At 53.0% G+C, this 22,168-nt stretch carries 20 protein-coding genes; 15 read left to right on the plus strand and 5 right to left on the minus strand.

Annotation, left to right across the window (positions count from 1 at the left end):
* Positions 1–111: 111 nt before the first annotated feature.
* A complete protein-coding gene (locus K3T83_RS35505; protein WP_236065055.1) occupies positions 112–1,419 on the minus strand; it encodes an MFS transporter in 1,308 nt (435 codons plus the stop codon).
* A gap of 211 nt (positions 1,420–1,630) precedes the next feature.
* On the opposite strand from K3T83_RS35505, the gene K3T83_RS35510 reads away from it, so the two are divergent.
* Positions 1,631–2,023 (plus strand): hypothetical protein, encoded by a 393-nt coding sequence (locus tag K3T83_RS35510; RefSeq protein ID WP_220207642.1) that lies wholly within the window; start codon positions 1,631–1,633, stop codon positions 2,021–2,023.
* Between the two features lie 200 nt (positions 2,024–2,223).
* Positions 2,224–2,982 (plus strand): pentapeptide repeat-containing protein, encoded by a 759-nt coding sequence (locus tag K3T83_RS35515; RefSeq protein WP_220207643.1) that lies wholly within the window; start codon positions 2,224–2,226, stop codon positions 2,980–2,982.
* A 13-nt stretch (positions 2,983–2,995) separates the two neighbouring features.
* Here K3T83_RS35515 and K3T83_RS35520 read toward each other — a convergent pair whose 3' ends face one another.
* On the minus strand, positions 2,996–3,388 hold the full coding sequence (locus K3T83_RS35520) for a DUF2180 family protein (RefSeq protein ID WP_220207644.1): 393 nt from the start codon (positions 3,386–3,388) through the stop codon (positions 2,996–2,998).
* Between the two features lie 362 nt (positions 3,389–3,750).
* On the opposite strand from K3T83_RS35520, the gene K3T83_RS35525 reads away from it, so the two are divergent.
* Together K3T83_RS35525 and K3T83_RS35530 are read left to right on the plus strand one after the other, a co-directional pair.
* Positions 3,751–5,385, plus strand: coding sequence for a LuxR C-terminal-related transcriptional regulator (locus K3T83_RS35525; RefSeq protein ID WP_220207645.1), 1,635 nt, complete (start codon positions 3,751–3,753; stop codon positions 5,383–5,385).
* A 304-nt stretch (positions 5,386–5,689) separates the two neighbouring features.
* Complete coding sequence (locus tag K3T83_RS35530; RefSeq protein WP_220207646.1) at positions 5,690–6,655, plus strand: LLM class flavin-dependent oxidoreductase; 966 nt, start codon at positions 5,690–5,692, stop codon at positions 6,653–6,655.
* 65 nt (positions 6,656–6,720) lie between these two features.
* Here K3T83_RS35530 and K3T83_RS35535 read toward each other — a convergent pair whose 3' ends face one another.
* A complete protein-coding gene (locus tag K3T83_RS35535; protein ID WP_220207647.1) occupies positions 6,721–7,497 on the minus strand; it encodes a metallophosphoesterase family protein in 777 nt (258 codons plus the stop codon).
* Positions 7,498–7,687: 190 nt separating this feature from the next.
* Here K3T83_RS35535 and K3T83_RS35540 point away from each other — a divergent pair, with 190 nt between their 5' ends.
* From K3T83_RS35540 to K3T83_RS35560, 5 genes are all read left to right on the plus strand, one after another.
* Positions 7,688–8,284, plus strand: coding sequence for a TetR/AcrR family transcriptional regulator (locus tag K3T83_RS35540; protein WP_220207648.1), 597 nt, complete (start codon positions 7,688–7,690; stop codon positions 8,282–8,284).
* A gap of 195 nt (positions 8,285–8,479) precedes the next feature.
* Entirely contained in the window at positions 8,480–9,529 is a 1,050-nt protein-coding gene (locus K3T83_RS35545; protein ID WP_220207649.1) for an ABC transporter ATP-binding protein, read from the plus strand.
* Positions 9,526–10,371: an ABC transporter permease gene (locus K3T83_RS35550; protein WP_220207650.1), complete on the plus strand. Its 846-nt coding sequence runs from the start codon at positions 9,526–9,528 to the stop codon at positions 10,369–10,371. Before K3T83_RS35545 ends, K3T83_RS35550 begins: the two co-directional genes overlap by 4 nt.
* A gap of 32 nt (positions 10,372–10,403) precedes the next feature.
* Positions 10,404–11,645, plus strand: coding sequence for a macrolide family glycosyltransferase (locus tag K3T83_RS35555; protein ID WP_220207651.1), 1,242 nt, complete (start codon positions 10,404–10,406; stop codon positions 11,643–11,645).
* Positions 11,646–11,862: 217 nt separating this feature from the next.
* The gene (locus K3T83_RS35560; RefSeq protein ID WP_220207652.1) at positions 11,863–12,729 is read left to right on the plus strand and encodes a DUF4097 family beta strand repeat-containing protein; all 867 of its coding nucleotides are present in this window, start codon (positions 11,863–11,865) and stop codon (positions 12,727–12,729) included.
* Here K3T83_RS35560 and K3T83_RS35565 read toward each other — a convergent pair.
* Positions 12,713–13,645 (minus strand): CPBP family intramembrane glutamic endopeptidase, encoded by a 933-nt coding sequence (locus K3T83_RS35565; RefSeq protein WP_220207653.1) that lies wholly within the window; start codon positions 13,643–13,645, stop codon positions 12,713–12,715. The two genes, K3T83_RS35560 and K3T83_RS35565, sit on opposite strands and share 17 nt — an antisense overlap.
* Positions 13,646–13,746: 101 nt before the next feature.
* The gene (locus K3T83_RS35570; RefSeq protein WP_220207654.1) at positions 13,747–15,330 is read right to left on the minus strand and encodes a beta-N-acetylhexosaminidase; all 1,584 of its coding nucleotides are present in this window, start codon (positions 15,328–15,330) and stop codon (positions 13,747–13,749) included.
* 477 nt (positions 15,331–15,807) lie between these two features.
* On the opposite strand from K3T83_RS35570, the gene K3T83_RS35575 reads away from it, so the two are divergent.
* From K3T83_RS35575 to K3T83_RS35600, 6 genes are all read left to right on the plus strand, one after another.
* Complete coding sequence (locus K3T83_RS35575) at positions 15,808–16,971, plus strand: Gfo/Idh/MocA family protein (protein WP_220207655.1); 1,164 nt, start codon at positions 15,808–15,810, stop codon at positions 16,969–16,971.
* A 37-nt stretch (positions 16,972–17,008) separates the two neighbouring features.
* Positions 17,009–18,172 (plus strand): dihydrodipicolinate synthase family protein, encoded by a 1,164-nt coding sequence (locus K3T83_RS35580; protein WP_220207656.1) that lies wholly within the window; start codon positions 17,009–17,011, stop codon positions 18,170–18,172.
* A gap of 29 nt (positions 18,173–18,201) precedes the next feature.
* On the plus strand, positions 18,202–19,026 hold the full coding sequence (locus K3T83_RS35585; RefSeq protein ID WP_220207657.1) for a sugar phosphate isomerase/epimerase family protein: 825 nt from the start codon (positions 18,202–18,204) through the stop codon (positions 19,024–19,026).
* Positions 19,027–19,172: 146 nt separating this feature from the next.
* A complete protein-coding gene (locus K3T83_RS35590; RefSeq protein WP_220207658.1) occupies positions 19,173–20,726 on the plus strand; it encodes a class I adenylate-forming enzyme family protein in 1,554 nt (517 codons plus the stop codon).
* A 181-nt stretch (positions 20,727–20,907) separates the two neighbouring features.
* The gene (locus K3T83_RS35595; RefSeq protein ID WP_220207659.1) at positions 20,908–21,267 is read left to right on the plus strand and encodes a cupin domain-containing protein; all 360 of its coding nucleotides are present in this window, start codon (positions 20,908–20,910) and stop codon (positions 21,265–21,267) included.
* Positions 21,268–21,385: 118 nt separating this feature from the next.
* Positions 21,386–22,165 (plus strand): HpcH/HpaI aldolase family protein, encoded by a 780-nt coding sequence (locus K3T83_RS35600; protein ID WP_220207660.1) that lies wholly within the window; start codon positions 21,386–21,388, stop codon positions 22,163–22,165.
* Positions 22,166–22,168: the final 3 nt, after the last annotated feature.

Here is a 22,168-nt window from a genome sequence, read left to right on the forward strand (position 1 = left end):
CATTATTCGATAGTTCTGCTCGCAAGAGTTTTTCTTTCCAGACAGCAATTGCTGTCTGGATTGATAAAAGAAAATCTCACCAGGATTGCCTGAAATGATCTGGCAGCAGCGTTACACATCTTGTGGAGTTTCGCGCAATCTTCCCAGGTGGCGCATTTCTGGCCAGCGCCACGCGATAAGCGCTACCACGAGAATTGTGCCAATCCCTCCAACAACAACCGACACGACGGGACCAAAGAATTGCGCCACCAGTCCAGATTCAAACCCCCCTAGCTGATTAGAGGTGCCGATAAAAAGGGAACTGACCGCCCCCACACGACCGCGCATCTCGTCAGGTGTGCGAACGAGTAGCAAGGTTGAGCGAACCACAACGCTGATGTTGTCACATGCACCGAGCAGAAAGAGCATCGGCAGCGAGAGCCAGAACCAGCGTGAGAGGCCGAAAATAATTGTAGCCAGGCCGAACCCGGCCACTGCCAGCAGCAAGGCACGTCCGGCATGCTGAAACGGAGGCCGATGAGCGAGGAGAAGAGCCATGCAGACAGCGCCCAGTGAATCGGCAGCTTGTAGCCATCCCAGTCCAATTGGGCCAACGTGCAGAATGTCGCGCGCAAAAATAGGAAGGAGCGCTGTTGCGCCACCGAGCAGAACCGCGAAAAGATCGAGTGTGATTGCAGCCAGCATGACCTGTGTTTTGCCAAGAAAACTGATGCCCTCCACGAGCGAGCCAAGCGTTTTCTGATTCTTCGCACGTTTTTGCGGCTGGTGGGTTGCCCGCATTTGTATCAGAAGCAAAATAAAAATGACGGAAGTGAGGCCGCTCAGCGCGTAGACAAACGTGGCTCCGTGCAGGAGACCGATCAGAAAGCCGCCTGATGCCGGACCAATCACCGACGACAATTGAGCGACGCTACTTCTCCACGTTGTGGCATTTTCATAGGCATATTCTGGCACGGCCTGTGCGACGAGGGCAGAACTGGCGGGATTGCTGAACGATTGCGCGCCTCCCATGACCGCCAGACAAGCGTAGATCAGAAAGAGCGAGCCGTGCACATATGACAGTATGGTCAGGACCAGCGAAGCCAGGACCAGCACCACCTGAGAGACGATCACGACCTGCTTGCGGTTGTAGCGGTCCGCGATGTATCCAGCGGGTAAAAAGAGGGCAATCAAGGGGATCACCTGAGCCAACCCAACGCCGCCCAGGACGAGAGCCGAGCTTGTGCGCTCGTATAATTCCCATCCGATCGCGACCGTCAACATCTGTCGTCCAAACATGGAGAGGAAAACGCCAACGACCAGCAGGCGAAAATCGCTAAATTGCAACGCACGATAAGAACCTTGATCGTTGACTACAGGGGACGGAGCTACAAGAGAAGTACTGTTTGACTCGTTGATCTCATCTTTGGGCTGTTTCACGTTGTTTCTTTCTAGCGCGTTGTGCTATTGCTCACCTTGTTGGGACAAGCGGAACCGTAGAGTTCTATGCTATCACTTGAAACCTCCATACAGCAAGCGTTCGGAGATACAAGCCTTACCAGACACTCAACCAAAAACCATTGATTGAGCGAGGCATCTTGTAACTTTGTCACCGGAACAAGCGTCTTAAAAGGAAAATAGGAGTTTTAAGATGAAAGGCAAGATGGTGCAAGAATATGTGGTTCACGGGGAGCAGGCGGCCAGAATTCATTGGACAACCACATTGACTGACGCGTTCAAACTGCTCTTTTTGTGTTTTGTCATTAATTATTTTCTGACCAGTGGCTGTTTCTTTTTTTTATGGAGGGCGTTCAATTTCTCCAGTGATTTCTTATCCACCTGGATGCTTGGATGTATGTTCTTCTTCGCCTTAATTTTGCCTCCCCTTATGTTTTTCACGAGCATGATCGCAAGGCATATGGCGAAAAAAGCAGTATGGAGTGCAGGTAGAAAGCGCGCGGAAGATAATATGTGTGTAGGAATTGCGCTGATGCTATTCTGGTGTTTTGCACTGTTGATCTTTTTGCTGGGACGGGGAAGTTAATCTGCTACGATGCCGGTGAGGCTGAAAGCCAGTAGATTGAAGATATTGTATATGCTGTTTTGACAACGTACTGCCAGTATCAGATAATGGGAACACAGAAGACGACCGATTGCAACTTAAATGGGTGTACAGGCCGCTGAGATGCGGCGATGGATTTTCATGGAATAGAGCAGCCTTGAGCCAGGAGGGAAAGAGGACGTATGTCAGAGGAACTTCAAGTCCCCGAACAACCGCAAGCGTCAATAGAGCCTCAGCCGCGGGTGCGGATACGGCGTACAAGATCGCTCTGGGATTGGCTTCAGTTGTTGCTAGTGCCGATCATTCTCATCACGGGCTTGCTCTGGTTGAATGTGCAGCAAAATCAGACAAGCGTTGTACTAGGTAAGCAGCAGCGAGCCGATGCGCTCAAAATCGCGCAGGAGCAGCAGCAGATGACGCTGCTCACAAATTATATGGATCGTATTTCTGATATGCTGCTGCACGAGAAGCTCTTGCACTCGGCAACGATAGATGATGTGAGGATAGTGGCCCAGGCTGAAACGATGACGCTGTTGCCGCAGTTGGATGGCAAGCGGAAAGGGATGGTCGTGCTCTTTTTGATGCAAACGAAGTTGATCAACAACGATTTTCGTGTGATCAGCTTGCGCGAGGCCGATCTGCGCGGCGCTCAACTGCATGGAGCCGATATTCGAGATACCTATCTGCTCGGGGCCAATTTGCAGGGGGCCGATCTCGGCGGGAGTAACCTCAGCTATGCATCGCTCGTGTTTACGCGTCTGGCGGGAGCCAATTTGCAGGGGGCCAACCTGCAAGGGTCCGAGTTGAGTAGTGGAGATCTCACAGGAGCCAATCTCAATGGCGCGAATTTAAAGGATGCACAGGGCGTGCAGGACGACCAGTTGGCGAAAGCAAAGTCGCTGACCGGGGCCATTTTGCCCGATGGTTCCACCCACCAGTAACATGCGACCGTTGTTAATCAGGCCATTGAATATCATTGTGCTTTTTTGTAATGGAGCGCTGCTTCAAGAATTGTTCGACTGCGGCCACCGCGTCCTGGGCATCAGGTAACGTGGTTGGTTGTCGGCGATGCCAGATGCGGTCCCACCAGCTCTGGTTGTCAGTTTTCCCGGACTTGATATACCCTTTTGCGCGAGGGGAGGACGATGAAGGAAAGATCGCTCTATAGCAGCGCAGGCAAAGCACGCGAGAGCGAGGACCAGCGTTGATACCGATGGTGCCAGTGGGCGGGTTCTGAGTCACATCAACGAGATGGGTGCGACAGATGCCGGCTCCACACTGTTTGCAGATTGCGTGGGCTGGTTGGTCGTCGTATCCAGTCTCGATGAGGCAAGCGTAGCAGTTCATCCGGGCAAACTCCTCAATACTTTAATAGTATTGGTATGATTTCAAGACAACAAAAAAGCAGCTATTGTGCTGGCAAAATGCCTTGCCGTTCTTGACAATAGTTGCTATCAATCAGGATGCGGTCACAGAAGCTCCATTGCTTTGCTACTCTTTAGTTTACGCATGAAAAGTTGAAAAGTCAAGCAACAGTACTTATTCGTTCGCCTGGCATCTAATTATCTCTCTTCTCACATCTCTTCCCGTTCCTGCTTGAGTCTGGAGACAAGTGCGAGAAGGTCTTCTCTCGATGTCGCTAGATGGGATATAATGCTTGCGATATGTTATTCACAGAGAAAAAGTAGGTTTGAAATAGGGCGGATACTATGATACAAACCGGCACGCCGCGCGCTTATTTACCATTACCACCAACACCTTTGATCGGACGCGAGCAAGAGGTAGAGGCAGCTCGTACATTGCTCTTGCGACCGGAGGTACGACTAGTTACCTTTACCGGCACAGGCGGTGTGGGCAAAACGCATCTGGCCTTACATGTTGCATCCACGTTGCGCTCTGAGTTTCCTGACGGCATCTTTTTTGTCTCGCTCGCCATGCTGAGTAGTCCTGAGCAGGTACTTCCAACTATCGCTCGTGCGTTGTATTTGCAGGGATCTGCGGATGGTCGCTGGCTCTGTAATTCGGAGCAGGCACTCCATCACCGGCGCATGCTGGTGCTGCTCGATAATGCTGAGCAGGTGGTCGCCGCTGCACCCTTGCTGGTAGATCTGCTGGCCCTTTGTCCACAGGTGAAATTGTTGGTGACGAGCCGCGCAGTTCTGCGTGTGCGGGGCGAATATGAGCTACTCGTTTCGCCTCTGGCCCTGCCCGATGCATCGGTCGATCATCACGCACTTGTGCGCTATGGCGCTGTCGCTCTGTTTGTTGAGCGCGCGCGGCAGGTCTCCCCAACGCTTCAAGTGACGGCCGAGACCGGGCCGTTGATTGCTGAGATTTGTCGTTATCTTGATGGGCTGCCTCTCGCTCTTGAACTGGCTGCGGCTCGCCTCAAGTTGTTTTCTTTGCAGTCCTTGCTGGAACGTTTGCGCCCTCGTGAACAGCGCTTGCAGCTTTTAACTGATGGTGCCCGCGATCTGCCGGAGCGTCAGCAGACATTATTAAATACGCTGGCCTGGAGCTATAATTTGCTCTCCGCTGAAGAGCAGCGCCTCTTTCGGCTCCTCTCCCTCTGTTTTGGCGATTGTACGGTGGAAGCGGTAGAGGTGATGTATGCAACGCTGGGAAGCACGCAGGCCGTTGCGTTGAGTTGCCTGACCTCTCTGTTGGATAATCATCTGGTGCAACTGAGCGAGCAAGGGGGGATGGAGCCGCGCCTGAGCATGCTGGAAACAATGCGCGTCTATGGTAATAGCTGCTTGTGTGAGGATGAGGTTGAGCAACTGCACGATGCGCATGCAGCCTATTATTTACATCTGGCGGAACTGGCCGAGCCTCACCTCTCAGGAACCGAGCAGCAGAGCTGGTTAGATCGTCTGCAAGTGGAGCATTGTAACCTGATCGCGGCCTTAATCTGGACCCTTGAACGAAAACCTCAGCCTGAGATGGCCTTGCGACTGGCAACTGCCTTGAAACAGCTCTGGATTTTGCGTGGCTACATTGATGAGGGCAGTTACTGGCTGGAACGGGCTATCAAAGCGGTTGAGAGCCTGACGGGAGTAACTCCCGCGATAAAGGCCAAAGCTGCAAAGGCGCTTTCTGAAGTACGGGACGTGAAGGCCGATCAGCTTGAGACCGCGCAACAAAATGCTACACATGGGCTGACAGCGCGAGAACAGGAGGTGTTGCGCCTGGTTGCTCGCGGTATGACCGATGCTCAGGTGGCGACAGCGCTGGTGATCAGTCCGCGCACGGTCAACGCTCATCTGCGTACGATTTATAGCAAACTGGATATCACCTCGCGCTATGCCGCCACCCACTACGCTCTCACACACGACCTGCTCTGAGACGCTCGTTGCCTACGCATGCATCACTGACGCGTCGACGAATTTCTCCGGGGAAGGCCGAATATGGCAGGGGCGACAGCTTGTCCTCGTCCTGGAACCTCATCGTACCGCCTGTGGAGCCGGACGAGGACAAGCTGTCGCCCCTGCCATATTCGGGTGGCATTCCCTCCCTGGTTTCTCAGGGTTACTATCATGGCAAAATATACGTTAACTTGCCGATGTCTTTTCTCTGCTAGAGATACTAGAATAGTGGCAAGCAATTTTGCTTTCTACTGGCTACACTGTTGAATGAGGAAAGAAAATTATGGCAGAAGAAAAGTATACAAAGCGTTCTTTGCGGGAGCGCGTCGGCTTGACGGTGCAATCTGACAATCCAGCGGATCTCGTTGCTACTCTGATCGAGGTTGAGGAAGCTGGTGTTGAGCAGGTCTGGGTGCCCTTTGGTCCGCCCTGGAACCCGGATGTCTTGACCACGCTGGCTGCGGCGGCGATGCGCACATCGCAACTGAAGTTCGGAACTTATATCATTCAGGTTCCTTCGCGCCACCCTGTCCTGCTGGCTCAACAGGTTTTGAGCTTCAATGCGCTGGCTCCCAACAGGCTACGGCTCGGATTGGGTGCAGGATCGTCCAGAGCCGCTAAGAGCATGTATGGCGTGGATATCGAGCGACCCCTCACCTATTTGCGCGAATATGTGCAGGTGTTGCGCCCCTTGCTGCAACAGGGCGAGGTTCATCATCAGGGGCAAATTTTTACAACCGATGCTTCGCTGCCTGGTTCAGCGCAGGTTCCTCTATACATCGCGGCCCTGGGGCCGGGCGCTTTCCGCCTTGCTGGTGAGGTAGCCGATGGGGTGCTGCCTGCCTCGTGTCCTATTCCGTATCTGCTCGATACGGCAATTCCCGCCCTCAAAGCTGTCGCCACTGCTGCCGGGCGTCCTCGGCCCGTTATTGTTGCCAATGTGATGGTTGCTCTGACCGGGGATCGTAGCGTGGCGCTTGAGGCGGGGCGAAAGGCGCTGGCGTTCCAGACCACGCTGCCAACCTATCGCAACATGTTTGCGGCTGCTGGTTTTTCGGCACAGGAGGTGGATACGATAGCCGATTCGTTAATCGAAAGCATGCTTGTCTTTGGTGATGAAAGCAAGATCAAAGATCGCTTGCAAGAGTTACTGGCAGCGGGCATTGATGAGCTAAACATTGGATCTGTCGTGATTGCCGATGCCAAACAAGAAAGCAGCCATCTGGCTCACTTGATCGGGAGGTTATAGATAGCTTTGAGTGAAGCAGGTAGAAATTACATGTTCATTTCTACCTGCTATTCAGAATATTATGGTTATATTCCATATTTGTTTGCCAGGCGTTCTAAATTTTCGGACATCGCTTTTATTGTAGGGACCGACAGAACGTTGTTCTTAACAAATTCCTCAGCAAGCGGATTCCCTGCAGCCCGTATCACTTGCGCAGCTGCCTCTCCATCGTATGGCGTATGGCGAAACTCGTATCCCTCTGAGCTGAGCAGGAGCCAGTATGCGCCAGGTTGAGCAGCGGCAGGCATACCCACGCTTCCAGCGTTAAGGATGCGCAGGTTGCCGATGGTGCGCTCGAATTGGATGTGAGTGTGTCCGCAAACGACGAAATCCTGTTTGACCTGAGAAAAGATGGCGTTGAGCCGCTCGTCGGACGTGAGAGGCGTGAAGATCTCCTCGTCGCTGCGCACGGTGGCATGGCAAAAGAGAGTGTTGCCCAGGTCAGTTATCTCCAGTACCAGTTGATCCGGCAAGCTCGCCAGAAAGTTGCGTTGCGCATGTGTAAGCTGCCCCGCAACCCATTGAGCCTCTTGCTGACCCTTCTCTGAGATTGGGGGCAGATAGCGCCTATTGAGCGGCTGACCGTCAAATGTTGCCACAATTTCGCAATCTCCGTTGCCATGAATGAAACGAACTCTCTCTCCCAACTGCAAGACGCGTTCTAACGTCTGGCGTGGCAGTGGCCCGAAAACAATATCACCTCCAATGAGGATCAGATCGGGTTGGACCTCTTCAAGTTCGACCAGCACTGCATTCAGTGCCGGTAAATTTCCGTGAATATCATAGAGCGCTGCAATCTTCATACTTGTTTCTCCTCTGTCTTTATCGTTCTGTCTTGCGCATAGCCATACCATAACAGAGAGAAGCGCTTGAAGAAAAGTCTTTTGCTATGCTGGGAGCATAAGCAGGTAGAAAAAAGCTTGACATTTTGTAGCTTGTTGATTATACTCGCTTTATGGATGACTGATTGAGTCAATCAAAAAAGGAGCGAATATGCCTCGAACGGAAGAAGCGAACCAGCGGATTCGCGAAGAGCAGCGAGCGAAGATATTGGATGCCGCGTGGCGGGCCTTTGCAAAGAAAGGGACGGCAGCGACGATGGCTGAAGTCGCTGCGGAGGCCGATGTGAGCTATGGACTGGTGTATCGCTATTTTTCCAGCAAGGAGGCAATTTTTAAGGCGTTAGTAGAACAGATGTTACAATCCGGCGTGTTGCGAGTGCAGCGTCTTCTCGATCAGCCTGGAACGCCAGGGGAGCGCCTGACCTCTCTGATTACAAAAATACTGGAAGCGCGTCGGGAGCGCTCTGAAATCTTTTTATTGTTTCAACACGTCATGAGTGATGAAACGATGTCGGAAGATGTGCGCAAGCGTTTGCAAGAGCGCGGCCAGGCATATTATGATGGGATGAGGCAACTTATCGTCGAGGCGCAGGCGACCGGCGAGGTTGTGGCGGACGACCCGGATCAACTGGTGGTAGCTCTCATGGCATATCTTGATGGTCTCTCCCGATTGGCCGCACGCGAATCGGAAATGCTCAAGGAGCATTTTCCCGATCCTGAGATTGTCCTGCGTATGCTCAAACCATAAAGCATTTGCTTTTCCCTACACGGGTAGATCATTTTCATAATAGGAACTTGCAATGCCATACATACGTATGACCGCAGGACGTTTTGTCTATTCTGCAGCTTCTAGAAAAGATTATTCTTATGGAGAAAGGACATCGAAGGAGAATAGCTGTAAAAATAGAAAAAAAGATATGATATTCACTAAAGGATGAGTGTGATGATGAAAATGCAGGAAGATAGTGCGATTATTGAAGTCGAGCATCTTGTGAAGCGCTATCCACGCGTACCGCAGAATGCTGTAGACGACGTTTCATTTACAATCCGGCGCGGTGAAACGTTCGGGTTGTTGGGATCGAATGGAGCTGGCAAAACAACGACGATTGGCATTTTGACGACGACAGCATTACCAACAGCGGGTCGGGCCAGCATCAGTGGCCTTGATGTGGTTGCAGATCCGATTGGCGTGAAGCAGCGCATCGCCGTTGTGCCCCAGAGATCCAATCTTGATCGCAGTCTGCGCGTGAGCGAAATCCTGACCTACCACGCGGCCTATCATGGGGTGGCACGAGCTGAACGCAACGCACGCGCTGAGGTATTGCTTGAAGAGCTTGGCCTGAAGGGGCGTGGCCAGCAGAAGCTCGGCTGGTTTTCAGGAGGCATGGAGCAGCGTGTCATGCTGGCGCGTGCGCTGATGCACGAGCCTGAAGTGCTGTTCCTTGACGAGCCAACCAACAACCTCGATCCACAATCGCGCCTCTTTTTGTGGGATCGTATCACAGCGCTTCAGGAGAGAGGAGTTACTGTCGTGCTGACAACACATGATATGGAGGAGGCGGATCGGCTTTGTGATCGTATCGCTATTATGGATCATGGACGTATTCTGGCGCTTGATACCCCCGAAGGACTGAAGCGTTTGATCCCCGGTGGCACGATGCTGGAACTGCGTATGCGTGTTCCTGAAGCGGTCACTGTTGGGCACTCGTCGGAAGACGCTGTAGGAGATGTTTGGCATGATCATTTTCGCGCTGCGTTGGAACAATTGCCTGGTGTGACTAAAGTTGAGCGCCTGAATGGACAAACGGACGAAAGCACTGGAAGCCAGACGCTTGCGTTTCGTTTGTACGCTACTGAAAGCACTGGTACATTGCTCGCGAACGCAGCTCTGGCGGTGGTACAGGAGCGAGGCGAGTTGCTTGATCTGCGTGTAGCGCGACCCAGCCTGGAGGACGTTTTCATTTTTCTGACAGGAAAGGATTTACGTGCATGAATGCCCTTCTCCCTGTTCCTCGCCAGAGTGAATTTCGTTCGCGCAGTAATATTAAAGCTGCTCTGACGGCATTTCTGGCGATTGTCAGTCGTGATCTGCTGGTCACGCGGCGGGAAGCCATCTCATTTTTGCTGCAAACGCTGGCCCAGCCGCTCTTCTTCCTGTTCGTGTTTGGCAAAGTCCTCGCGACTACGGGCGCTGCAACTCCCGGGTTCTCGCTGCTGTTGCTGCCGGGAATCGTTGCTTTTACCCTGTTTCTCACGGCGCTACAAGGTACTTCGGTTGATCTATCGCGCGACCTGGGCTTCACCCGTGAGATTGAGGATCGTTTACTGGCACCGTTGCCGATAGCTCTGGTGGCGGTCGAGAAAATTGTGCTAGCGAGTTTGCGTGGATTACTGGCTGGAGCGATTGTCTTTCCTCTGGCCTACTGGATTCTGGGCAGCGCCTATCAGGTGCGTACAGACCAGCTCGCTGTCCTGATCGGCCTGATGGTGCTGATTGCTCTGACGGGGGCAGCACTCGGCCTGCTTTTGAGCGTGGTCACGCCGATTCAACAGTTGCCACTGATTTTCGCGCTGGTTCTGACGCCGTTGACCTTTACTGGTTGTACTTTCTATCCCTGGGCCTCGCTCGATGCAATTCGCTGGTTCCAGATCATCACCCTTTTCAATCCGCTGACCTATGCCGCCGAAGGGATGCGGTACGCTATGGTGCCGCCTCTACATGGGCAGGCACTGGCAACGCTGGCGCCTGGGATTGTGTTGCTGGTCCTCGGCGCATCGTTTCTCCTCTGCCTCTGGTTTGGCATCAAATTGTTTCAGCGGCGTGTAATAAGTTAGCATGTAGAATAAATGATTAGGAGACAATAGATATGACAACATATGCGGTGTTGTGTATTCCGGGACATGGACATGTGAACCCGACTCTGGCGGTTGCTCAGGAGTTGGTGGCGCGTGGTGAGCGAGTCTTCTACTATCTGAGCGAGGAGTTTCGCCTGACAGTAGAGGCAACCGGAGCAACTTTTCGGCTCTATGAGAGCGAAGCATGGAAGAAATATCTTCCTCAACTCGCAACAAGTTTAGCTGATAAGGGAAGCCCCATTAACAATGCCAGCCTGGGCAAACGCATTGGCTTAATGGCAACGGTCGCGATTGAGAGTATCCGCGAGTTGCCTGCGCTGATAGCACAGATGGCTACCGATCAGGTTGACTGTATCCTCTATGATAGCACGTTTATGCAGGCTGTGTTTTTGAGTGATGCCTTGCATGTGCCAGCAGTGAAGCTCTTTGCTACATTTGCAGTGAGCGATCAGGTGGTGAGGCAGATGTATGGCAAGGAGAGGGAGGTTGATCGATCTTTTGTGAAAGAGTTTTTTGGTGCTCTGGATGAAAAACTGGCCTATCAGTGCGAATTGTACGGTGTGCCACCACGCACCATTCAAGAGCTGTTATCGCGTATAGAGCAATTGAACATTGTGTTTCTTCCTCGTGCGTTTCAGCCAGCAGGCGAGACGTTCGATGAAAAATTTGTGTTTGTTGGTCCTGCACTACCAGCACAACGCTATTACGGTGGTGATTTTCCCCTGGAACGATTGGATCAACGACCGCTGCTCTACATCTCGCTGGGAACGGCATACAACAATCGCCTCGATTTCTATCAGACGTGCTTTGAAGCGTTTGCCGGGACCGAGTGGCAGGTTGTTCTCGCCTATGGCAAGCGCGTCAATTCAGCTGATCTTGGGGAAACACCGGACAATTTCCTGATTGCGCCGCATGTGCCGCAGTTGGAGATTTTGTCGCGGGCGGACCTCTTTATCAGTCATGGCGGCATGAATAGTACGATGGAGAGCTTGAGCTTTGGCGTTCCGCTGGTGGTGGTGCCGCAGATGTGGGAACAGGAAATGAATGGTCGTCGGGTGCAGGAGCTTGGTCTGGGCCTCTCGCTGGATCGCGACACGATCACAGGAGAGAGCCTGCGAGCCGCTGTTGAACAGATTGCACATGATTCGGGCGTTCACACACGTCTCCAATCGATGCAGAGTGAGATTCATCAGGCTGGGGGATATCAGCGTGCTGCTGATGCGATCAAGCAGCATGTCCAGGCTCGTGTGTAGCAAAAAGTGAGGAAGTTATATGCAGGTGTTCTCGATTGGAAGAACACCTGCATATAACTTTTTGGGGATTTGGATGCATATGTATACTGTCTCTATAGGGAAATGCTACTAACAATTAAAGAGGCGAGCAATATCTATGCTGCTGTTCGTTCGTCAGCTTCTATCCAATTCTATATCTCACTTTTGCAACGTAAGGATGTATGGTAGCGAGAGGGCAATGAAATATCCAGTATTGCTCTCTCTCCCTATCCTTTTGCTTTTATTTTCATCCTGTACGACGACACAGGTTCATGATGCCATCATCAGTAATGTTTTACCATCTCATACGTTCTCTATTACTGCCTCACCTACATTGATTATGCATAACGATAGCGGCTCTATCACGTTGCACACTGGTAAAAGCAGCGCAGTAGTGATTATTGCAACGCAACGTGTGACTGCTACTAGTCCTCCGTTCGGTACGCCGCCGCTCCAGCCGGACACGAACGACATGGAGGTGAATTACGATCAACAGGGGAATACAATCAGTGTGGAAGCACTGAATATCAGCCATGCAGCCCCGAGGGCTGTTTCCGTTGATTTTGATGTCACTATGCCAGTTGAAGGCAGCGTACAACTTTATACAGGATATGGTTCTATCGAAGCCAATGGCATACATGGGCCGACAACGCTGATGAGTCAAAGCGGAGATATTACGGCGACTAATATCGAGGGCTCGCTGACAATAAGTGATAATAATGGTTCCGTGAGCGTGGACAATCTGTGTGGATCGCTCTCGTTGAAGATGAGCAATGGCGATGCGGAGCTTCGGCGTGTGGCACTAACCGGATCGTCTCGCATTAGCACCCAACGAGGCGCGATACTGTTTGTCGGTAGCCTGAACCCGCGCGGCTCCTATCGTTTTAGCACGCAGACTGGCGCAATCGCACTGACCTTGCCAGAGAACTCGTCGTTTCATCTGGAGGCCAGCACTGAGCATGGCGCAATTGAAAACGAGTTCGGGAGTACGGAGGTTGGCGATGAACCATCTGCGCTGTTGCACGTCTCAACTGAAGTTGGCTCTATTGCTATTCATAGCCACTAGAGACCGTTGAATTGTAGCTGGTTACAGTCACGGCCTTGCCTATCTTCTTCAAGCGAATTGCTGCCTGCTTTTTTGTAACCAGCACAAAAACGATCACGTTCAACAGCAGGCAGATGGCGAATGGGATAATGCTGGCTTCGGGGCCAAAGCTGCCGCCCGTCAACCATGCTGGCCCCTGGACGACGGCGTGCAGCAGCGAAACGCTGGGGGCACTTCCTGAATTGGGAAGGCCATAGATGAGTTCTTCACAGACGTTCCAGGCAAAATGCATGCCCATCGGCACCCACAGGCTGCGTGTGAGCATATAGAGACCAGCACAAAGAAAGCCAACATCGATGGCGAGAAAAAGAGAGCTATGCCAGGTTGCATAGGGACGCCAGCTATGGCCGAACCCAAAAATCAAGCCACTCGTCAAGAGTGCCAGCCACGAACCCGTGTATTGCTCTAGATGGCGGAAAAGCGTGCCGCGAAAGAAGATTTCTTCGTTGATCGGCGCGCTGACAGAGGCGATAATGCCTGTAATCAGCGCTACGCTGTCTGCGGGCGAGCAGAAACCGACAGGCTGATACGCGCTGATGCGAGCAAGCAGCAGCACAGTCAGACTCATGATGCCAGCGCTCACAAGCATGCCCAGGCCCATATCGCGTGGGATGTGTTTGAGACGAACTCCGATGTCGGCAAGGGAGCGTCCTTCAAGGTGACGACAACAAAAATTGAGTGCCACAAACGGAAGAGCACATTGCGCGAGTGAAAGTGCCAGACCGGGGAACAGCGGATTGTTCAGACCGTCAGCAGCAAGCTGGGCGAGCAACCATTGGGTGATTGACCACGAGCCATAGGTTGCACAGAGCAGGATGCCGCCTGCGAGCAGCACTCGTCCGTAGGGATGGTTGATGAGGCGGCGTACCAGAGACATACAAATTCCTCGTAAGGCATGCTTGATATGCACAGGCAAAAGATGTGCATATCAAGCGTAACGGAGCTGCCTATCCCTTCGATACAGCTTGCTGGAGGAAATTATGCCTGCTCGTTGCTTGCGGGTGGCATCATGGCCTCTGCCAGAGAAACGCTCGTCTGCTGGTGGCGCGTCTCTTCGTGTATCCCCAATGCTTGACCCGTGAAGCCGGGAGCGTGTCCGATGCGTGCAATGATGGGCAGGAATCTCTCGTAATCCGGCACCAGTTTGCGCGACCCCCAGTTCTTTTGAGCCAGCGAGCGCAAAGAGCAGGCAATACCCTGTGCGATCTCCTCCTCAGTTTCCAGCACCGGATTATCGCACCAGACGTGCAACTTGGCCCCAAGGTTGCAGGGATGGTAGATGTCGATGGTGGCCGTGCCATGAAAGACGTGATGCTCGAAGGCGTGATAGATACCGTCAGGTAGCGCACGCCAGTTGTTCCCCAGCACATAATAGAGGTGATCGGCGTTGCCGTTCATGATGGAGAGGTTGAGATTAACAATTTCTTGTGGTTCCAATCCCGACCGGAACCAGTGTTCAAAGATGATGTCGTTTGCAACCTGGACAGCCGATCCACCATAGAGTCCGTCGTTCCAGGCACGAGTGATCTTCCCATGCGCTTTCACGATTTCGTTGGCCCAGTTAACAAAGCCCAGGTAGGTATCCTTGATATTGGCCTCTGGACCATAATGTTCTCTCGCATATTCCAGCAATTGTGGGTAACGCTCGTAATCATCTTGCATGATGTATTCATCAGCACCGATATGCCAGTAGGGACCGGGAAAGAGTGGTATGTATTCTTCCAGCAGGTCGCGCATTAATTGATAGGACGCGTCCTGGGCTAGATCGATATCGCCGCTGCGTCGGTTGCCCTGGGGACTGGTGAGTTGAAGCGTGGGATGGGCTGCGAGGATGGTGTCCATGTGGCCGGGCATGTCGATCTCGGGCACGATCGTAATATGATACTTTTGCGCGAGGGCAAGCAATGAACGCAACTCGGCTTTGCTATAATGTTCCGGCGAGACGATTTCGGGGTGCCGCTCAGATTCCAGACGGAACCCGTAATTGTCGGAAAGATGGAAGTGGAAGTAGTTGTATTTCAGGTAGGCCAGTTCGCGAATATGGTTTTCCAACCATTCCACCGAGAAGTATTTGCGTCCCATGTCGACCATCAGGCTGCGTTCGGGATAATCGGGCCAGTCGCGGGCAACGCCGCCAGGAATGATGGCATCCTGGGTGAGCAGTTGAAGCACTGTACGAGTCGCATAAAAAACGCCAGCATCTGTGGAGGCGCGTAGGGTGAGCGTTGAGCCAGATTCGAGCAGGTAGCCTTCGTGACCAGTAATGGAAGCCCCTGCATCGAGGGTAAGGAAGATGTCCCCCTCTCGCAACACAGCCCCTATGGTCAATGGGACGCGTATTCCGCTTAAAACATACAGATCATCGGCAAAAACAACGGCGGTTGCATGTAATTGAGAGGCCGCACGACGATCAAGAACAATACGTGTCTGAGCATTGAAGACATAGTCGGTGGGACCGGGCGTCCATTCTTGCAATGCTGGGATTGTGAACGGGCGTCCGTCTCTCTGCTCATCACTGATTGCTGTCAGTGAGAGCGCCGTGGTGCTGGTTGTGCTATCCATTGGTTACTTCCTGTTTGAGAATGAGCGTATGATCCATCAGGTCTCGTAGTATAAACGAGTTGCAAGAACTGATGTGTTTGTTATAAGCGTAAATAGTTTTTGTCGAGTTGTCAATGAACAAACTCCTTGTGGTCATTACAGATAATTTGGTAAACGTTTTCTCTTTTCGCGTAGAGAATGGGGGTGAGGGCAAATAAATTTCATCTGTTGAATAATGCTTTACATGAAAAAACGTCTTTTTCGTTATTAAAAGACTGGATTTTATATTCCTTTCCTGGCTCTAACTTCACATTGACAAACCGAACAGGCACGCGCTATAATAATAGTAAACATTTTCTGTTCACGTGATGAGTCAGGAATAGGCAAAACAGCTATACTGTCTTCTTTGCAGGTGCTTTCTCAAGTAAAATTTTTATAAATGTTCACGTTTTTTCCAACATATAATTGTGAGTGGAAACAACTGAAAGGGAAGTTTTTATGGCGGTACGTCGAGTTGGCGTTATCATGAATGGGGTGACAGGTCGCATGGGGACCAATCAGCACCTTATCCGTTCAATCGTGGCTATTTGCGATCAGGGGGGCATTGCGCTCTCCAATGGCGATGTGCTGATGCCTGAGCCTATTCTTGTGGGCCGCAATGAGCATAAGCTGCGGGCGCTGGCAGAGGCGCACAACATCGAGCGCTGGAGTACCGATCTGGCGGCCTGTCTTGCCAATCCCGATGATGAGATTTATTTTGATGCTCAGGCCACGACCTTGCGAGTTGAGAGCGTCAAAGCCGCTATTCAGGCAGGGAAGCATATCTATTGTGAGAAACCGACAGCCACCACGAGTGCTGAGGCGCTGGAACTGGCACGGCTGGCGACGGAAGCGGGCGTCAAAAATGGCGTGGTGCAGGATAAATTATTTTTGCCGGGCCTGCTTAAGCTCAAACGTGTGATCGATAGCGGCTTCTTTGGTCGCATCCTCTCGGTGCGCGGCGAATTTGGCTACTGGGTTTTTGAGGGCGATTGGCAGCCAGCTCAACGTCCATCGTGGAATTATCGCAAAGAGGATGGGGGCGGCATTATCATTGACATGCTTTGTCACTGGCGCTATGTCCTTGCTCATCTATTTGGCGAGGTGCGCGCGATTTCCTGCCTGGGAGCCATTCACATTCCTGAGCGTATTGACGAGCAGGGACATGCATATGTTGCGACCGCCGATGATGCCGCCTATTCGACCTTTGAGCTGGAAAACGGTATCATTGCTCACTTTAACTCTTCCTGGTGCGTGCGTGTGCGTCGCGACGAACTGTTGTCGATTCAGGTTGATGGAACGCATGGGAGTGCTGTGGCTGGGCTGCGCGAATGTCGCGTGCAGAGCCGGGTCAGTACACCGAAGGCGATCTGGAATCCCGATGTCCCAAATCCGATTGATTTCTATGATAATTGGCAGGATGTGCCGGATAATGGCAGCTTTGAGAATGCCTTTAAGGTCCAGTGGGAGCTGTTCTTGAAGCATGTGGTCTGTGATACGCCCTTCCGCTGGAGCCTGCTGGAAGGCGCGAAGGGTGTGCAGTTGGCGGAACTGGGAATGCAGTCCTGGGAGCAGCGCCGCTGGCTGGATGTTCCCGACCTGTCGGCGCAGTTCTTGAGCTAAGCTTGCCACGTGTCCTATCGAGAGGAGGAGGAGATCGATGCCTTTCCAATTGTCTTTGCCGCGTGCTGACCACACGTTTGCTCCCTATACGCTCTCTGAGCCGTCGCATTTTCCGACGACAGCCGCACCCGCACGCAGCCGTTGTGCCTATGCTGCTGCGCATGTTGTTGCTGATCCGCTGGCCGATAATTATCCAGGCGCGCCCGCTGCCCTTGATTGGGATGCAACCCTGGCGTATCGTCGTCATCTCTGGTCGCTTGGCCTCTCGATAGCCGAGGCGATGGATACCGCTCAGCGCGGTATGGGCCTGGACTGGTCGGCAACGCAGGAGTTGATACGCCGTTCGCTGGCCGAGGCTCGCTCTTCTGGCGGTTCCGTTGCCTGTGGAGCTGGAACCGATCATCTCGCACCGTCCCCTGATCTGACGCTGGATGCTATTGTTGCGGCTTACGAGGAACAATGCAGCTTTATTGAGGGCCAGGGTGGACGGCTCATTCTCATGGCGAGTCGGGCGCTGGCAGCGCGAGCGAAGACGCCAGAGGACTATGCCTATGTCTATGATCGCATCCTCTCGCAGGTCAAACAGCCGGTGATTTTGCACTGGCTGGGCGAGATGTTTGATCCTGCGCTGACCAGTTACTGGGGCGAGCGCGACATCGAGCGAGCGATGAATGTTTGCCTGGATGTGATTGCGCGCCATCGGGTCAAAATCGATGGCATCAAGATCTCGTTGCTCGATAAGCAGTATGAGATTGTGATGCGGCGGCGGCTTCCCGAAGGTGTGCGCATGTATACCGGCGACGATTTCAGCTTCTCGGAGCTGATTCTTGGCGATGAGCAGGGCTATAGTCATGCGCTGCTTGGCATCTTTGACGCGATCGCTCCAGCGGCTGTTGCCGCACTGCAAGCACTGGATAATCGGGACATTGCTAGATATCAGGCCATTTTAGAGCCAACGGTGCCGCTTTCCCGCCATATTTTCCATGCCCCGACCTACTTCTATAAGACGGGGATCGTCTTCCTTGCCTATTTGAACGGGCATCAGACTCACTTTCGCATGGTGGGTGGTCTGGAGAGTGCGCGCTCGATAGTGCATCTTGCGGATATCTTGATGCTGGCAGATCGGGCCGGGTTGCTGGTTGATCCAGCTCTTGCTTACGAACGAATGAAGCATGTGCTTGCGCTGGCTGGTATTGCATAGTTAGATAGAAGTAGGAAAGAGGTGGAACGATGCCAACGCCATTCACGGATCTTTCACGTTTGAGCTTAAATCAGGCCACAACGCAGCATTGGAGCGTGCGGCAGGCGGTGGAGGGATGTGTGCGCGTGGGGGTACCTGCGATTGGTTTCTGGCGTCATAAGGTGGCGGAGACCGGGTTACAGGAAAGTGCGCGTATCGTGCGCGAGGCTGGATTGCAGGTCTCAAGCCTCTGTCGCGGCGGCTGGTTTGATGCACTAACAGCGGAGGGCCGTCGCAAGCAACTGGACGATAATCGACGCGCCATTGAGGAAGCGGCGACGCTGGGAACTGATGTGCTGGTGCTGGTCTGTGGTCCGGCTGCGAATCGAGACCTGCCATCAGCACGCGCATATGTCGAAGAGGCCATCGCAACATTATTACCCTATGCTGCCGAAAATGGTGTCAGGCTTGGCATAGAGCCGCTCCATCCAATGTATACTGGTGATCGTTCGGTGATCGTGACGCTGGAGCAGGCGAATAGCATTGTGCAACGGCTGACACATGAGTATGTTGGTGTTGTGATCGATGTCTATCATGTCTGGTGGGAGCCTGATATCGAGGCACAAATTCGGGCCGCTGCCGGTCGCATTCTCGGTTTCCATATTTGCGACTGGCTCGTTCCCACACCGGATATGCTGAATGGGCGTGGCATGATGGGTGATGGTGTAATCGATATTCGCCGCCTGCGTGGTCTGGTTGAAGAAGCTGGCTATAACGGCCTGATCGAAGTCGAAATATTTAACAATGCGCTCTGGGAGATGCCCGGCGACGAAGTTCTGCAATTGATGGCCTCGCGCTATCTGGCTCATGCATAGCACTGCTTAAGACTCATGAGGAAGAGGGGCAAGTGATGGTGGAGCGCTCCACCATCACTTGCCCCTCTTCCTCATGAGTCTTATTGTATTTTCAGGTCAGTTATTTGTATACTCTTTAAAGATAAACCTTCAACGGAGAACAGAATATGGTACATTCGATAGTTGAAGCGGTATTTCAGCATGCACAGGAGCAGCCAGAGCGCCAGGCCATCTTATTTGAGGATCAGGCCATCAGTTATGGGCAGTTGTACGCGGATGTTGCACGCTTCGCCCAGGCATTGACGGCCTGGGGTGTGCAGGCTGGCGATCGCGTAGCACTGTTTCTTGAGAACTGTCCCACGTTTGTCGTGGCCTATCTTGGGACGCATCTGGCTGGGGGCGTGGTTGTGCTGGTGAATCCGCAGTATCGGCAGGTTGAGTTAAGCCACATTATGAACGATGCTGGTGTGCGGCTCTGCGTCACCAGCACAGCAGGAGCAGCGGAATTGCAGAGTTTGACCATCCCTGACTTGAGCGCGCTGGTGATCGTAGATGCTGCGGATCAGGTGCCATCAGGCGGGGGCATGGAGCAGATCGCCTTTGCCGCCTTTATACAGCCGCAGCCACAACAGGCTGGCGAAGAAGGCCAGTTAGCACTGCCTGCTGCCGATGCACCGGCTCTGATTGGTTATACATCGGGTACGACGGGCCGGTCGAAGGGCGCTCTTTTGCTGCATCGCAATCTGGTTGCCAACATTGCAGCAGTGACGAGCGCATGGCACTGGACGGAGCATGATCGCCTGTTGCTCACGCTGCCGCTCTTTCATGCGCATGGCTTGATGGTTGGCATGCATGGAACGCTCTTCAAAGGGTCCACCGTCGTGTTGCGCCGCAAGTTCGACGCCGCCGATTGTCTGACGATACTGAAAAACGATCCAGAGATCACCCTCTTTTTTGGTGTGCCAACGATGTATGCGCGGTTGCTGGCGGAAGCGAAAAGGCAGGGCGTACCATCACACCTGCCCCGGCTCTTCGTCTCTGGTTCGGCTCCGCTCAGTCCACAGCTTTTTGAGGATTTCGCACGTACGTTTGGACAGACCATGCTCGAACGCTACGGTATGACCGAGACGATCATGAACCTGACAAATCCCTACGAGGGAGAGCGCAGAGCAGGAACGGTGGGTGGTCCCTTTCCGGGTCAGGAGGCGCGTGTTGTGGACGTGCGCACCCGGGAGCAGTTGCCAGCTGGGGAGATTGGCGAGATCGAGATTCGGGGGCCACACGTCTTCGCCGGATACTGGAACCAACCAGATGCCACAGCTGAAGCCTTCGCGCCCGATGGCTGGTTTAAGACCGGCGATCTTGGCTGGTGCAGCGATGATGGGTATTATACAATTACAGGCCGCGCTCGCGAATTGATTATCAGCGGTGGATATAACGTCTATCCACGCGAGGTCGAGGATGTGCTGGAGATGCACCCGGACGTGGCGGAAGCCGCGGTAATTGGCCTGCCTGATATTGATCTTGGCGAGCAAGTGGTGGCGGTGATCGTGCCTGTGCGCGATCATACTCCCGATCCCGCCGCGCTGATTGCTTTTTGCCGCGAACGTCTCGCCAGCTACAAGAAGCCGCGCCAGATCATCTTTGTGTCGGCTCTGCCCCGCAATGCATTGGGCAAGATCCAGAAGCCACTGCTGGTTGAGCGCTTGAAATCTATCTGATTGTCCTTTTTGGAAGAAATTTCACAAATGAACCTGGTAAAGTGGTTTGTAGTGGAGCAATTTATCGCGTTGGTGGAAGCGCAGTACAGGCTGCCCCAACGCGATAAATTGCTCCACTACGAAAGACATTCCCGATTTTGGTTGTGAAATTCATAGAATATGATAGAAATGTGAGAAAGTTATGTTGCAAAAGATAGAGCATGGGCGTATTTTTCCGCGTGAGGATGGGAAGATTATCGACGAGCATTTTGGCGTGCTGAATACAGAACAGGATTCTTTCAGCCTGGCCCACATGTTCGCGCCTCCTGCCTGGCGAGAGCCTGCTCAGGTGGCAGAATTTGATGAAGTTGTGATTGTGATTCAGGGCAAATTACATATTGAAGCGGATGACCAGCAGATCGTGGTTGCGCCCGGCGAGACCTGTCTGGTGGGTCGGGGAACGAGGGTTACGTATAGCAATGCCAGCGAAAATTTGCCCTGCGAATATTGGTCTTTCTGCCTGCCAGCTTTTCGGCCTGAGCGCACGCGTACCCCTGCTTGAACACATATAGTTGCGGTTGCGAAAGAGTGGGTGTCATAATAGATGAGGGAGAAGACGTTTTCTTCCCTCTCTAATCGCTCACAACTAGTGCATCAGGCAGGAAAAGAAAGGACACGCAATGCGCAAAAACCACGTAAAGGAGCAGATCAAGCAAGGAAAGTCGTCTCTGGGAGCCTGGTTAAGCCTCCCCAGCACAGCGTCGGCACGCGTTATGGCGAGGCTTGGCTTTGATTGGCTCCTGGTGGATATGGAGCATAGCGCACAGAATCCAACCCTCATGGCTGATATGGTGGGCATTGTTGCCGATGCAGGCATCAGTGCGCCGTTCGTGCGTATTCCTTATAACAGCATTGAGTGGTTCAAGTGGGCGCTGGATGCCGGAGCATGGGGCATCCTTGTGCCAATGGTCAACACGCGTGAGGAGGCGTTACGGGCCGTCGATTCGGCCAAATATCCGCCCGTTGGCAATCGCAGCATTGGTGGCGCGTTTGCTTCCTATGGTTTTGGCACCACCAATCGACCGGAATACAATCGCAGCGCCAACGATGAAATTCTGGTGATGGTGCAGATCGAGAGCGCGCCCGGACTTCAGAACGTCGATGGCATTCTCTCTGTTCCAGGGGTCGATATTGCATTTGTGGGACCGAACGATCTGCATGCCCAGCTTGGTTTGCCACCCAGTTACGAGGGCGTGGAGCCGGAATTTGTCGATGCGCTGGCACGCATTAAAGCGAGTGCTAGAGAGCATGACGTGGCGACTGGCATTATGTGCGGCGACGGTGCGGCTGCTGCGGAACGTGTTCGCCAGGGCTTCCAGATGGTGTGTGTTGTCACCGACATCAGCATTATGGGAACCGCCGCCACTCAAAACCTGCGCATCGCGCGCGGTGAGAAGTAACTG

The sequence above is a fragment of the Reticulibacter mediterranei genome (assembly GCF_016587455.1).

Bases quoted from the DNA above. Each gene is read 5' to 3' on its own strand.
- K3T83_RS35510 (WP_220207642.1), top strand. From the start codon at position 1,631: ATGAAAGGCAAGATGGTGCAAGAATATGTGGTTCACGGGGAGCAGGCG.
- K3T83_RS35515 (WP_220207643.1), top strand. From the start codon at position 2,224: ATGTCAGAGGAACTTCAAGTCCCCGAACAACCGCAAGCGTCAATAGAG.
- K3T83_RS35520 (WP_220207644.1), bottom strand. From the start codon at position 3,388: ATGAACTGCTACGCTTGCCTCATCGAGACTGGATACGACGACCAACCA.
- K3T83_RS35525 (WP_220207645.1), top strand. From the start codon at position 3,751: ATGATACAAACCGGCACGCCGCGCGCTTATTTACCATTACCACCAACA.
- K3T83_RS35530 (WP_220207646.1), top strand. From the start codon at position 5,690: ATGGCAGAAGAAAAGTATACAAAGCGTTCTTTGCGGGAGCGCGTCGGC.
- K3T83_RS35535 (WP_220207647.1), bottom strand. From the start codon at position 7,497: ATGAAGATTGCAGCGCTCTATGATATTCACGGAAATTTACCGGCACTG.
- K3T83_RS35540 (WP_220207648.1), top strand. From the start codon at position 7,688: ATGCCTCGAACGGAAGAAGCGAACCAGCGGATTCGCGAAGAGCAGCGA.
- K3T83_RS35545 (WP_220207649.1), top strand. From the start codon at position 8,480: ATGATGAAAATGCAGGAAGATAGTGCGATTATTGAAGTCGAGCATCTT.
- K3T83_RS35550 (WP_220207650.1), top strand. From the start codon at position 9,526: ATGAATGCCCTTCTCCCTGTTCCTCGCCAGAGTGAATTTCGTTCGCGC.
- K3T83_RS35555 (WP_220207651.1), top strand. From the start codon at position 10,404: ATGACAACATATGCGGTGTTGTGTATTCCGGGACATGGACATGTGAAC.
- K3T83_RS35560 (WP_220207652.1), top strand. From the start codon at position 11,863: ATGAAATATCCAGTATTGCTCTCTCTCCCTATCCTTTTGCTTTTATTT.
- K3T83_RS35565 (WP_220207653.1), bottom strand. From the start codon at position 13,645: ATGTCTCTGGTACGCCGCCTCATCAACCATCCCTACGGACGAGTGCTG.
- K3T83_RS35570 (WP_220207654.1), bottom strand. From the start codon at position 15,330: ATGGATAGCACAACCAGCACCACGGCGCTCTCACTGACAGCAATCAGT.
- K3T83_RS35575 (WP_220207655.1), top strand. From the start codon at position 15,808: ATGGCGGTACGTCGAGTTGGCGTTATCATGAATGGGGTGACAGGTCGC.
- K3T83_RS35580 (WP_220207656.1), top strand. From the start codon at position 17,009: ATGCCTTTCCAATTGTCTTTGCCGCGTGCTGACCACACGTTTGCTCCC.
- K3T83_RS35585 (WP_220207657.1), top strand. From the start codon at position 18,202: ATGCCAACGCCATTCACGGATCTTTCACGTTTGAGCTTAAATCAGGCC.
- K3T83_RS35590 (WP_220207658.1), top strand. From the start codon at position 19,173: ATGGTACATTCGATAGTTGAAGCGGTATTTCAGCATGCACAGGAGCAG.
- K3T83_RS35595 (WP_220207659.1), top strand. From the start codon at position 20,908: ATGTTGCAAAAGATAGAGCATGGGCGTATTTTTCCGCGTGAGGATGGG.
- K3T83_RS35600 (WP_220207660.1), top strand. From the start codon at position 21,386: ATGCGCAAAAACCACGTAAAGGAGCAGATCAAGCAAGGAAAGTCGTCT.